This is a genomic window from Arcobacter sp. F2176 (genome assembly GCF_004116465.1).
GTDB classification, from domain to species: domain Bacteria; phylum Campylobacterota; class Campylobacteria; order Campylobacterales; family Arcobacteraceae; genus Arcobacter; species Arcobacter siniprincipis.
In genome coordinates this window covers 51,766-65,235 of record NZ_PDJV01000014.1, presented here as the reverse complement: position 1 = coordinate 65,235, position 13,470 = coordinate 51,766, and the positions used below count along the sequence as shown (strand labels likewise).

At 26.8% G+C, this 13,470-nt stretch carries 9 protein-coding genes; 8 read left to right on the top strand and 1 reads right to left on the bottom strand.

Annotated features, from left to right (window positions below; translation table 11 throughout):
* Positions 1-132 precede the first annotated feature (132 nt).
* From CRU95_RS12430 to CRU95_RS12410, 5 genes are all read left to right on the top strand, one after another.
* The gene (locus CRU95_RS12430; protein ID WP_129101433.1) at positions 133-1,863 is read left to right on the top strand and encodes a nucleoside-diphosphate sugar epimerase/dehydratase; all 1,731 of its coding nucleotides are present in this window, start codon (positions 133-135) and stop codon (positions 1,861-1,863) included.
* 100 nt (positions 1,864-1,963) lie between these two features.
* The gene (locus CRU95_RS12425; protein ID WP_129101432.1) at positions 1,964-2,701 is read left to right on the top strand and encodes a VacJ family lipoprotein; all 738 of its coding nucleotides are present in this window, start codon (positions 1,964-1,966) and stop codon (positions 2,699-2,701) included.
* 4 nt (positions 2,702-2,705) lie between these two features.
* On the top strand, positions 2,706-3,296 hold the full coding sequence (locus tag CRU95_RS12420; protein WP_129101431.1) for an ABC transporter substrate-binding protein: 591 nt from the start codon (positions 2,706-2,708) through the stop codon (positions 3,294-3,296).
* On the top strand, positions 3,296-5,755 hold the full coding sequence (locus CRU95_RS12415) for an RND family transporter (protein ID WP_129101430.1): 2,460 nt from the start codon (positions 3,296-3,298) through the stop codon (positions 5,753-5,755). Before CRU95_RS12420 ends, CRU95_RS12415 begins: the two co-directional genes overlap by 1 nt.
* Before the next feature lie 238 nt (positions 5,756-5,993).
* Entirely contained in the window at positions 5,994-7,478 is a 1,485-nt protein-coding gene (locus CRU95_RS12410) for a TolC family protein (RefSeq protein ID WP_129101429.1), read from the top strand.
* Between the two features lie 21 nt (positions 7,479-7,499).
* Here CRU95_RS12410 and CRU95_RS12405 read toward each other — a convergent pair whose 3' ends face one another.
* Complete coding sequence (locus CRU95_RS12405) at positions 7,500-8,234, bottom strand: response regulator transcription factor (RefSeq protein ID WP_129101428.1); 735 nt, start codon at positions 8,232-8,234, stop codon at positions 7,500-7,502.
* Positions 8,235-8,313: 79 nt separating this feature from the next.
* Here CRU95_RS12405 and CRU95_RS12400 point away from each other — a divergent pair, with 79 nt between their 5' ends.
* From CRU95_RS12400 to CRU95_RS12390, 3 genes are all read left to right on the top strand, one after another.
* Positions 8,314-9,786 (top strand): TolC family protein, encoded by a 1,473-nt coding sequence (locus CRU95_RS12400; RefSeq protein ID WP_129101427.1) that lies wholly within the window; start codon positions 8,314-8,316, stop codon positions 9,784-9,786.
* A gap of 94 nt (positions 9,787-9,880) precedes the next feature.
* Positions 9,881-12,034 (top strand): type I secretion system permease/ATPase, encoded by a 2,154-nt coding sequence (locus CRU95_RS12395; protein WP_258238710.1) that lies wholly within the window; start codon positions 9,881-9,883, stop codon positions 12,032-12,034.
* Positions 12,027-13,466: an HlyD family type I secretion periplasmic adaptor subunit gene (locus tag CRU95_RS12390; RefSeq protein ID WP_129101425.1), complete on the top strand. Its 1,440-nt coding sequence runs from the start codon at positions 12,027-12,029 to the stop codon at positions 13,464-13,466. The genes CRU95_RS12395 and CRU95_RS12390 overlap by 8 nt, the downstream gene beginning before the upstream one ends.
* Positions 13,467-13,470 lie beyond the last annotated feature (4 nt).

The following is a 13,470-nucleotide window of genomic DNA, read 5'->3' as shown; positions in this document are numbered from 1 at the left end:
CTTTATCTTTTTCAATTTATTTTTTTTTTTTTTTGTATTCTTTGTTTCAAATATTTTTTTAGCATTTATTATATCTCTTATTCTTTTGTATGCTAGTATATATTTTGTAGATAAAAAAAAGGCTTTTGAATAATGTTAACTTTAGATAAAAGAGTTTTAAATATTTTAGTAATTATAGGTTTAAGTTTTATTACATTTTATTGGACTTTTTTTATATTTCATCAAAAAGCACAAATAAATATTATTATAGGTGTTATATGTATAAGAATTATTGCTTCATTTTTGATTTATAAAGACTATTCATTATCTTGGAGCAAATCTACTACACGAACATTTTTAATCAAAAGTATAGTTTACCTTGCAGCTTTTGTTGTTTACTTACCAATATATTATGGAGAAGTTCGATTTGCTCTTCTTGCAAGTGAGCTTTTTTTATATCTTTTTTGTATAAACTTTTTGATGTATTCATATAACTACTTTGTAAATAAATGCAAAGTAGTAAAAGATAAAAGAATAGTGATTTATGGAGCAGGAAAAGCTGGAACAAAATTAGGTGAAGAGTATAGAAATAGTCAATATAATATAAAATATTTTATAGATGATTCTAAAACACTTCAAAAAAGAAGTATTGATGGTATACAAATACTTTCTAAATCTAAGTTAAAAAAAATAATTCAGATGCAAAAATATGACCTTTTGGTAATAGCAATGCCAAGCGCAAGTAAAAGTAGAATAAAATTTATTTATGATGAGTTAAGTCCATATTTTAAGACGATTAAAATACTTCCATCTTTGAGTGAAATACTACAAGAAAAAGATTACTCTACACAGTTAAAAGATATCTCTGTAGAAGATTTATTAGCCCGACATCCTAAAGATTTAGATAAAGACAAAATAGAAAATTTTATAAAAGATAAAGTAGTATTAATTACTGGGGCTGGAGGAAGTATAGGTAGTGAAATATCAAGACAGTGTAAAAAATTTGGTGCAAAACAACTTATTTTATTAGATCATAGTGAATTTAATCTTTATCAAATAACTGAAGAGTTAAGTAGTGACAATGTTGTTTCAGTTATGCAAACGGTTAGAAACTTTGGTTTTATTGAAAATACATTTAAAAAATACAAACCCCAAATAGTAATACATGCAGCAGCTTATAAGCATGTACCTTTGGTAGAAGATAATATTTTAGAAGGAATATCAAATAATATAATAGGAACCAAAAACTGCATAGATTTATCTATAAAATATGGGGTTGAGAAATTTGTGTTAATATCTACTGATAAAGCAGTACGTCCTACAAATGTTATGGGAACTACAAAGCGTATTTGTGAACTTTATGCCCAAAATGTGGTTTCTAATTCTACTGAAATAGTAGCTGTACGATTTGGTAATGTTTTAGGAAGTAGTGGAAGTGTTATTCCTAAGTTTAAATCACAAATTGATTCAGGTGGCCCTATTACAGTAACTCATCCTGATATTACTAGATATTTCATGCTCATCCCTGAGGCCTGTGAACTTGTTCTACAAGCAGCAAGTATAGGAAAAGGCGGGGAAATATTTATATTAGATATGGGTGAACCTATAAAAATAGTTGATTTAGCTAAAAAGATGATAGAACTAAGCGGTAGAGAAAATATACAAATTGAGTATTGCGGTTTAAGGCCAGGTGAAAAGTTATATGAAGAGTTACTTATAAATGACAGTGATAAGAACACAGATTATGACTCAATTACAGTTGCAAGTTCTACATTGTTTGATATAGAGCTATTAAATAAAAAGATTGAAGAACTTTTAGTAAGCGAAGATAAAATAAAAGTATTAAAAGAAATAGTTCCAGAATTTAATCACAAGTTAAATTAAGCCAATAACTTAGAAATAATTATTATAAATATCACTTTATGAAGTAATTATGAAATTTATAATATAATCGCACAATAACATAAAAGAATAGGATAAGTATTTGAAAAAGATTATTTTTAGTTTAGTTTTATTATTAAATTTCGCATTGGCTTCCGATGATAGTGGAACAGTAGATTTTTCTAATGAATTTAGTGAACCAAAAACTGAGATCTTTGATCCCTTAAGTGGTTATAACAGAGTAATGACTTCATTCAATGATAAAGCATATATATATGTATTTGACCCAATAACAAGAGGATATGTAAAGGTCATGCCAGAAGTTGCTAGAACTGGTGTTTCAAACTTTTTTAATAATCTTTTCTTTCCTATTCGATTTGTAAATAATTTATTACAATTCAAGTTTTCAAATAGTGCAGAAGAGTTGGGTAGATTTCTAATAAACAGTACTTTTGGATTGCTAGGTTTTATGGATCCTGCAACTACTGAACTACATTGGCAAGCACATAAAGAGGACTTTGGACAAACTTTAGGATTTTATGGAGTCGGTTCTGGATTTCCTCTTGTTTTACCACTTTTAGGACCTTCAAATTTAAGAGATACTTTTGGAATGGTTGCGGATGGGTATGTTTCTCCTTTAAATAACTTTGGAGATGATACTATAAAATATAAAATTCCTAATAACACTGAAGAGACTTCTTATTTGGCTATTGGAAGACATTTAAATGAAAACTCTTTTAATATTGGAAGATATCAAGATATTAAAAAAGATGCAATCGATTTATATCCTTTTTTAAGAGATATTTATGAACAAAAAAGAGAAAAAGAGATTAAGGAATAATTTGATGATAGGCAATAAATTTTTAATTCTACTTTTCTCATTATTGATTCTTTCAAAGAGTTTATTTGCAATTGAAGAATCTAAAATAAAAGATGTGATGCAAGAAAAGATTGATAATGTTATATTAATTTTACAACAAAAAGATAAAACACTAAAAGAAAGAACAGATAAGATTTTTTCTATTATGGATGCTCTTTTTGATTATAATGTTATGTCTCAAATTGCATTGGGAAAAGATTGGAATAGTTTATCAAGTGATGAAAAAGCTGAATTTACAAAGCTTTTTGAAACAAAATTAAAAAACTCATATATTGATAAACTGGATCTTTATACAAATCAAAAAATACAAATTGATGGTATAGATAAATTAAATCCCAAAAGAATTAGACTAATAACATATCTAATTGGAAAAGATGAAAAGTATGAGATAGAGTACAAATTTTATAAAAAATCAAATGATGATTGGCTTATTTATGATGTAAATATTATCGGAGTTAGTATTATGCAAACATATAGACAACAGTTTGCTGGATATTTGAAAAATAAAAGTTTTAAAGATTTATTGCTTACTTTAAATACAAAAACAAATAATTAATGAAATCATTTTTTGATAAATTTATCTTAAACAATCCTAAAAAAGTTTTAGTAGCTCTTCTTTTACTTATATCTTTTTTAGGATACTACGCTACAAAACTACAAATAGATGCCTCTTCAGAAACGCTACTTTTAGAAAATGACAAAGACCTAAAACTAACAAGAGAAGTTAATAAAAGATATAAAAATAGGGATATTTTAGTTTTAACTGTAAGTCCTAAAAATGACTTATTATCAAAGAGTAGTTTAGATTTGATAAGAGATATTTCAAGTGATTTAGAAAAACTCCCAAGAGTAGAATTAGTAACATCAATTTTAACTGTTCCTATGCTCGAATCACCTGTTAGAGAGATAAAAGACCTTGTTGATAAGGTAAATCTTTTAGAAGATAAAGATGTCGATAAGAAACTTGCAAAAAAAGAATTTCTTACAAGTCCTTTGTATAAAAATGCCCTTGTAAGTAGTGATTTTAAAACCACATCAGTAGTTATAAATCTAATTAGAGATGATGAATATTTTGACTTTTTGGACAAAAGAAATGCTTTAATTAAAAAACAAAGGGATGGAACTATTACTAACCCTGAGGCTATTGAACTTGAGAGCGTAAAAAATGAGTTCAAAATATATAGAGATAAACTTAGAAAAGCAGAACATCAAAATATTTTAGATGTAAGAACAATAATAAAAAAATATGACAATCAAGCAACACTATTCCTTGGTGGAACTAGTATGATTGCTAATGATGTTATTAGCTTTGTAAAAAATGATTTAGCTGTTTATGGAACTACGCTTGTATTTATTTTGATTTTTGTTTTATGGGTAATATTTAGACAAGTTATTTGGATAACTCTACCTATATTAATTTGTATATTATCCGTTATTGCAACTTCAGGAATATTGGGGCTATTTGGTTGGGAGATTACTGTTATCTCATCTAATTTTATTGCGTTACAGTTAATAATTACTATTTCAATTGTGTTACATCTTATAGTACGATATAGAGAGTTAAGCGGAAGATTTGTACATGCTAGTCAATATAAATTAGTAATTAACACAATTCTATCAAAATTAAATCCATCGTTTTTTGCAATTATCACCACTATTGCTGGTTTTGGTTCATTGGTATTTTCTGGAATTGTACCTGTTATAAATCTTGGTTGGATGATGAGTGCAGGTATTGCAATGTCTTTGTTTATTTCATTTATTGTTTTTCCAACAATTTTAATAATGAGTGAGATAAAAAGACCCCACAAAAAACTTGAAAATCATTCTTCTTTGACTTCTTTTAGTTCATATATAGTAGAAAATAAATCAAAATACATTTTTATTGGAACAGCTTTGATTATTGTTTTTAGTTTAACTGGAACTACAAAATTAAAAGTTGAGAATTCTTTTATTAATTATTTTAAAAAAGATACACAGATATACAAAGGTATGGAAGTAATTGACAAAAAACTTGGTGGAACAACACCATTAGATATTATCTTAGATTTCAAAGTTGAAAAGAAAGCTAAAAAAGAGTCTTCTTCTGATGATTTCTCTTTTGAAGATGAGTTTGAATCAACTTCAAATGATGCCCAGTATTGGTTTACAGAAGATAAGATGGCTTTGATTATGAAAGTACACAATTATTTAGAAAGCCTAGATTCAGTAGGTAATGTTCAGTCTTTAGCAACACTATTAAAAATAGGCAAAACTTTAAACAAAGGTGAGCCTCTTGATGGTTTTAAATTAGCTCTTTTATATAACAAATTACCTGAAAAATACAAGAATCTAATACTGTCTCCTTATATAGATATTAAGAAAAATGAAGCTAGATTTAGCCTTAGAATAATAGATTCAAATCCAAATCTTAGAAGAAATGATTTTTTAAATAAGATTAAAAATGATTTAAAAGAAATGATTCCACAAAGTGAAGCAAGTTACAAAGTAACTGGAATTATGGTTTTGTATAATAATATGCTCCAATCACTTTTTAATTCTCAAATCAAAACCTTAGGATTTGTAATTGCTATTTTATTCTTGATGTTTATTATTTTATTTAGATCAATAAAAGTGGCACTTATTGCTATTATTACAAATATTGTACCTATTGGTATTGTATTTGGAATAATGGGATGGCTTGGAATTCCTTTGGATATTATGACAATAACAATTGCTGCTATTAGTATAGGAATAGGGGTTGATGATACTATTCATTATATACATAGATTTAAAGAAGAGTTTAAAGTTGACCATGATTATATTGAAGCTATGAAAAGATCTCATGCAAGTATTGGTTATGCTATGTATTATACTACCTTAGTAGTAGTACTTGGTTTTTCTATTTTAGTTTTATCAAATCTTATACCAACTATTTATTTTGGATTATTAACTGTAATTGTTATGATTGCAATGTTATGCTCAGCTTTACTTCTTCTTCCTCGATTACTAATTATTTTCAAACCATATAGAAAATAATTAGTTTTCTATATTTCTCTTATATTTTTTCTTTTTTGATACTACTTTGATACTACTTCTAGTTATAATAAATAATTAAATGAATTTTTTATTTATTATAATTAAAGTAATTTAAATCAAAAAAAATAATTAAATTACTTATTAATTTGAAATTTTCACTATTTTTATAGTCTCAAATTGGATTTTTTAGGTTATAATAATATATATTATTATTTTACTCTACTTATAAGGAAATACTTTGCAAAATAGATTCTTTTTATTTTTAATTACAATGTTAGTTGTAAATTTAAGTTTAAATGCCGTAAGTTTAAAAGAAACAGTATCTGCTGTAATGATTAATAACCCTACTATTCAAGCAGAGTTGCAACAACAAAAAGGATACAGTAAATATGTAGATGATAGAGAGGGTAATTACTTGCCAACTTTAGATTTAGAGACATATATAGAACGATCAAGGGATAATAAAGATAGGAAGAGTTCAAATACAGATGGAGAATGGACGACACAAGATGGGATGCTAGCAACACTAATTCTAAAACAATATTTGTATGATGGAGGGATAACACCATCGCAAGTAGCACAATCAAGATACGAGGATTTGTCAAATAAATATAGAAGCTTTGATGCAATAGAATCAACAGTGTTAGAATCAATAAAAGTATATACAGATTTAGTAAAAAGTGAAGAGATATTACGAGTAACCAAAAATATGGTAAAAGTAAATGAAGATAATATGATTATAGCAAAAGAAAATGAGAAGATAAGTGGAGAGATATTAGAGACTTATCAAGTATCGTCAAAATTGCATTTGGTAAAAAACAAATATATAGATGAAGAAGATAAAAAAGATACAGCAATAGCATCATATAGAAGATATGTAGGGAAAGAGCCAAAAGGAAGGGTTTGTAGACCAATAATAGATGAGAAAAAAGTACCAAAAACAATAGAAGATGCTGTGAAACGGGCAGTATTAAATAATAGTAAAATAAAAGAACAAATAGAGAAGATAAAAGCACAAAGAGAGAAGATAGCACAAGCAAAAGGGGAGTTTTTACCAAAGTTAAACTTTGAATTAAGAGCATCATATGATAAAGATATAGATTTGTTAGGAGATGGAACAACAAAAAATGTTGCAGCAAGATTGAACCTTAACTGGAATTTGTATAATGGGAATAAAAATAAAATAGCAACAGAACAAGAGAAGATATTTCTAAATGAAGAGAAGAAGAATCTTGACGATATTACAGGAGAGATAGTTTCAAATGTAAAATCATTGTATGGGAAAAATGAGAGATATAAAGCAAGAATAAATGAGATAGAAGAGTATGTAAAAGCAAATACAAATATAGTAGATATATATAAAGAGCAATTTTCAGCAGGGACAAGAACCTTTATAGATATATTAAATGCACAAGATGAGTTATTTGAATCAGTAAAAACATTAATAGAAATAGAATATAATAGAATAGTAAATTATTATCAATTGATGTACAATTTTTCATCATTGACAGATAATGTATTAGAATCAAAGAATCAAAACTGTGAAGAGATAAAACCAAGAATAATAGAGTATGAACCAGATAAACAAAATAAGAGTACACAAGAAGATTTAGATAGTTTGATAAGTGATACAGATAGTTCTATAATAGAATCATTTAAGTTATCAGAAGAGAAAAATAAAAAACATCTCAATGATGTCAAGACTGATAAACAAACTTTGTAACAAATAGTCTATAGTAGAGAATTAATTATTATAGTCTATTTTGTATCCAAATCCAGATGTATTGATAATACTATTTTTACCTATTTTTTTTCGTAATTTACTAATCAAGTTTTTTAACGCAGAATCAGTTGCATACTCTTCGTCTTCCCAAATAGTAGCTTTTATTTCTTCTTGTGAAATAAGTCTTTGGTCATGAATTATTAAAAAGTCTAATAATAATATTTCATTTGATGTTAAAGGAATTGCATTTTCAATATTATGTTTATATAACTTCTTTTCTATATAGTTATAAAAAATATCATCTTTAAATTTAAGGACATATTTGCCTTCTTCTAATATTTCAAGGGCAACTTTATGTAAGGCATTTTGAAGAACAACAAAATCAATTGGTTTTACTAAGTAATCAATCAATTTTAATCTTGTAGCTTCCAATAAATATTTTTTATCAGTTGAAGCACTTAATAAAATAGTTGGAAATTTTGGAAACTTCTCTCTAACTATTTTAATAAAATCTATTCCATTTTGTTTTGGCAAGTTTATGTCACAAATAATTAAATCTATTTTATTGTTATTTAATATATCAAGGGCATGAACTGTATCAGGAAGATCAAAAACATTGTTTACAATAAGTTTTAATGTTTTGGATATATTCATTCTAATGTTAAGTTCATCTTCTATGTATAGGATATTTATATCTTTTAGAATTTTATCAAGTAAAATGTTATTATTGATATTATGTAACTTATTCGTAATCATTTATTAACCTAGTTTTGCTATAATTCATATTATTATATAATAAAATAAATTATATGTATGTTTTGTCTTAAGGAAATCTATGAAAAAACTATTCTTTATTATTTTTGCTTTTTCCTTATTCTCAATTGAATTAAATGCTGTAAGTTTAAAAGATACAGTATCAAAAGTTTTAATAAATAATCCAACAGTACAAGCAGAATTAGAAAATCAAAAAGGATACAGTAAATATGTAGATGATAGAGAGGGTAATTACTTGCCAACTTTAGATTTAGAGACATATATAGAACGATCAAGGGATAATAAAGATAGGAAGAGTTCAAATACAGATGGAGAATGGACGACACAAGATGGGATGCTAGCAACACTAATTCTAAAACAATATTTGTATGATGGAGGGATAACACCATCGCAAGTAGCACAATCAAGATACGAGGATTTGTCAAATAAATATAGAAGCTTTGATGCAATAGAATCAACAGTGTTAGAATCAATAAAAGTATATACAGATTTAGTAAAAAGTGAAGAGATATTACGAGTAACCAAAAATATGGTAAAAGTAAATGAAGATAATATGATTATAGCAAAAGAAAATGAGAAGATAAGTGGAGAGATATTAGAGACTTATCAAGTATCGTCAAAATTGCATTTGGTAAAAAACAAATATATAGATGAAGAAGATAAAAAAGATACAGCAATAGCATCATATAGAAGATATGTAGGGAAAGAGCCAAAAGGAAGGGTTTGTAGACCAATAATAGATGAGAAAAAAGTACCAAAAACAATAGAAGATGCTGTGAAACGGGCAGTATTAAATAATAGTAAAATAAAAGAACAAATAGAGAAGATAAAAGCACAAAGAGAGAAGATAGCACAAGCAAAAGGGGAGTTTTTACCAAAGTTAAACTTTGAATTAAGAGCATCATATGATAAAGATATAGATTTGTTAGGAGATGGAACAACAAAAAATGTTGCAGCAAGATTGAACCTTAACTGGAATTTGTATAATGGGAATAAAAATAAAATAGCAACAGAACAAGAGAAGATATTTCTAAATGAAGAGAAGAAGAATCTTGACGATATTACAGGAGAGATAGTTTCAAATGTAAAATCATTGTATGGGAAAAATGAGAGATATAAAGCAAGAATAAATGAGATAGAAGAGTATGTAAAAGCAAATACAAATATAGTAGATATATATAAAGAGCAATTTTCAGCAGGGACAAGAACCTTTATAGATATATTAAATGCACAAGATGAGTTATTTGAATCAGTAAAAACATTAATAGAAATAGAATATAATAGAATAGTAAATTATTATCAATTGATGTACAATTTTTCATCATTGACAGATAATGTATTAGAATCAAAGAATCAAAACTGTGAAGAGATAAAACCAAGAATAATAGAGTATGAACCAGATAAACAAAATAAGAGTACACAAGAAGATTTAGATAGTTTGATAAGTGATACAGATAGTTCTATAATAGAATCATTTAAGTTATCAGAAGAGAAAAATAAAAAACATCTCAATGATGTCAAGACTGATAATTAAATCAGAGAAAATAATGGCGGTACAAATAAACACTAATTGTTGTATTAAACTATAACTATAACTATAATTATAAGAAAGGTCTATTTTGAGTAGCATGGAAAATGAAGAACGAGATTTAAACACTTTACAAGATCGAAGAGAAGTAGATACACTCTTAGAGTGTTTACTATTTTTGGCAAAATATTATAAAAGAGAAACTTCAGCTGGTTCTTTAAAATTTAATCTTCCTATACATAATAGATCTTTTGATTTACCTATGTTTATAAAAGCTTCTAAGAGAATTGGATTAACAACAAAAACTGTAAAAAGAGAAAATGTACAAAATCTCACAAAATTGGCATTGCCCGCAGTTTTATTATTGGAAAAGAATAGATCTTGTGTACTTTTAGATTATAATGAAAAAACATCAATTGCTAAAATAATACTTCCAGGTGTTAGTTCTGGAGAGACTGAAATATCTTTAGAAAAATTAAATTCTGAGTTTATAGGTGAAGTAATAATTATAAAACCAGAATATAATTTTAATAATAGAATAGATAAAGAAATTCTTGTAGAAACTCCAAAAGAGTGGTTTTGGGGAACATTAGCTAGAAATAAAGGTCTTTATAATCAAGTTATTTTAGTATCTTTGTTTATAAATCTTTTTATTTTAGCTACTCCTTTATTTACAATGAATGTTTATGATAGGGTTTTACCAAATAATGCTATTGATACTATGTGGGTACTTTTTATAGGCATTAGTTTTGTGATGTTATTTGATTTTATAATGAAGATATTAAGAGCATATTTTTTAGGTATTGCTAGCAAAAGAACTGATACTATTATCGCAAATAAAATATTTAACCATGTATTAAATATAAAAATTGATTCAAAACCAGCTTCAACTGGACAATTTGTAAGTAGATTACAATCATTTGAGAGTGTTAGAGAGTTTTTTACAAGTGCAACTGTTGCTGCTTTTGTGGATTTTCCTTTTGCCATATTTTTTTTAATAGTAATATTTTATATTTCAGGCCCTCTTGTTTTAATTACTCTTGCAACAGTACTTCTTTCTATTGGAACATCTTGGTATATGCAAAGACCACTAAAAACCATAATTGAAAAATCAGTAAAAGAAGAACAAATAAAACAAACAACACTTATAGAAACAGTTACTGGACTTGAAATTATTAAAAGTGTGAAAGCACAAAATAGAATGAGAACAAATTGGGATCAAAGTGTTGGAAAAACAGTACATTTTGCAGATAAAGGTCAGTTTTTATCTCAAAGTATCACTTTCTTTACAGCCTATATAGCGCAGTTCTCAAATATAGCGATTGTTGCAGGTGGAGTTTATTTAGCAAGTGAAGGTGATATAACAATGGGTGCAATCATTGCTTCTATGATGTTAAATGGTCGAACAATAGCACCTGTCTCACAATTAGTTTCTTTAATAATGAGATACGATAAAACAATGCTTTCCTTGAATAATTTAGATGAAATCATGAAAATGCCAGTTGAAAAAGAAAATAAGAATTATATTAGTAGACCTAATTTAAATGGTAATATAGAATTTAAAAATGTCGATTTTTCATATAAACAGAGTAAATACAAGATACTAAATAATCTTAATATGACAATTAAAAAAGGTGAAAAAGTAGCAATATTAGGAAAAATTGGTACTGGAAAATCTACTTTATTAAAACTTATCATGAATTTATATGAGCCAACAAATGGTTCAATACTTGTCGATGAAGTAGATGTTAGACAAATAGATCCTATTGATTTAAGAAGTTCAATTGGAGTAGTTCCTCAAGAACCATTTTTATTTATGGGAACTATTAAAGATAATATAACAATTGGTGAACAATATGTATCTGATGAGGAGTTAATATCTGTGTCAAAGATTGCAGGTCTTGATGAATTTCTAGGTAAACATGAAGCTGGTTTTGATTTAATGGTAGGTGAAAGAGGTGATGGATTAAGTGGAGGAGAAAGACAAAGTGTAACTTTGGCAAGAGCACTTATTTCCGATCCAAATATATTGATGTTAGATGAGCCAACAAACTCAATGGATAGTCAAACTGAAAAAGCTTTTATTAAAAAATTAAAAAATATTATACAAGATAAGACTGTAATTATAGTTACTCACAAAACTTCAATATTGGATCTTGTTGATAGGGTTATTGTGTTAGATAATGGGAATATTGTTTTTGATGGGCCTAAAGAAGGTCTATATAAATCAAATCAAGGTGGCAAAAATGAGTAAAGTTAGATTATTATTGTCGCAAGTAATTAACGTAAAAGACCTAAGTGGTAATGTTTCTGGGTGGTTTAAAAGACTTTATGGACTAGAAGATAATGAAACAAAAGATTTAGAATTTATATATACAAGTTATTCAAATGCAAATGAAAGTCCAACAAAGTTTGCAAATATACTTTTTTTATTTATTATATCATTATTTACTATTGCTATTATTTGGGCAGCCTTTGCAGAAATAGATGAATTGGCAAGGGGACAAGGAAAAGTAATTCCCACTGATAAAATACAAAAAATACAGTCACTTGATGGTGGTATTATTTCAGAAATTTTAGTAAAAGAGGGGCAAATTGTAAAAAAAGGTACTCCTTTGATGAAAATTGATACAACAAGATTTCAAGCAACTTTAGAAGAGAGTAAACAAGAGTATTTAAGTTTACTTGCTGTGAAAGTAAGATTAGAAGTTGAATCAAATATTGATATAAATAAAGAATTACCAACTTTAGTTTTTCCAAAAGAAGTTATGAATGATCCTTCTAGATATGATATTTTAGAAAAAAGATTGTTAATAAATAGATTTAATGAACTAAAATCGTCTGTAAAAGTATTGGAAAATCAAGCAGGACAAAAAGAGCAAGAATTAAAAGAAATAGAAAATACAATCAAAAATTTGAGCAAAAGTTATAACATAATAAAAGAACAAAGGCTTACTATTCAAAGATTAGTAAATAGAGGTGTTAAATCAAAATACGATTTACTTGATGTAGAAAAAGAGTATAACAAAACAACAGGTGATTTGGAAGCTGCCTTATTATCTGTAAAAAGATCAAAATTAGCAATTGAAGAAGCTAAAAGCAGAATGACAGAAAAAATCAATACTTTTAAGGCAGAATCTTCTAAAAAACTCCAAGAGACGGCAAGTTTAATTAATAAATTTGAAGCAAAAATGGTAGGAGATAAAGATAAAGTTGCAAAGACAATTCTTACTTCACCTGTTGATGGAATTGTGAAACAACTTTATTATAATACGATTGGAGGTGTTGTTCAATCAGGTGTTGATCTTATAGAAATTGTTCCAGAGAGTGATGTTTTAGTAGTAGATGCTAAAATTGATCCCAAAGATATTGCTTTTATTAATCCAAGTCAAAAGGCAATAGTAAAAATTACTGCTTATGATTTTTCTATTTATGGTGGACTTGAAGGTAAGATTATTGAGATATCTGCTGATAGTATTATAGATAAAGAATCAAAAGAAGGGAAAAGTTATTATAGAGTTTTAATAAAAACAAATAAAAATTATCTTGAAAGAAATGGGATAAAACTCCCTATCATACCAGGGATGGTTGCTACAGTTGATATTATTACAGGTAAAAAAACAATACTTGATTTTATTTTGAAACCTATATTGAAAACAAAAGATAATGCATTACATGAAAGATAAAGGA

Coding starts and splice junctions, on each gene's coding strand:
- CRU95_RS12430 (WP_129101433.1), top strand. CDS start 133: ATGTTAACTTTAGATAAAAGAGTTTTAAATATTTTAGTAATTATAGGT.
- CRU95_RS12420 (WP_129101431.1), top strand. CDS start 2,706: ATGATAGGCAATAAATTTTTAATTCTACTTTTCTCATTATTGATTCTT.
- CRU95_RS12415 (WP_129101430.1), top strand. CDS start 3,296: ATGAAATCATTTTTTGATAAATTTATCTTAAACAATCCTAAAAAAGTT.
- CRU95_RS12405 (WP_129101428.1), bottom strand. CDS start 8,234: ATGATTACGAATAAGTTACATAATATCAATAATAACATTTTACTTGAT.
- CRU95_RS12400 (WP_129101427.1), top strand. CDS start 8,314: ATGAAAAAACTATTCTTTATTATTTTTGCTTTTTCCTTATTCTCAATT.
- CRU95_RS12395 (WP_258238710.1), top strand. CDS start 9,881: ATGGAAAATGAAGAACGAGATTTAAACACTTTACAAGATCGAAGAGAA.
- CRU95_RS12390 (WP_129101425.1), top strand. CDS start 12,027: ATGAGTAAAGTTAGATTATTATTGTCGCAAGTAATTAACGTAAAAGAC.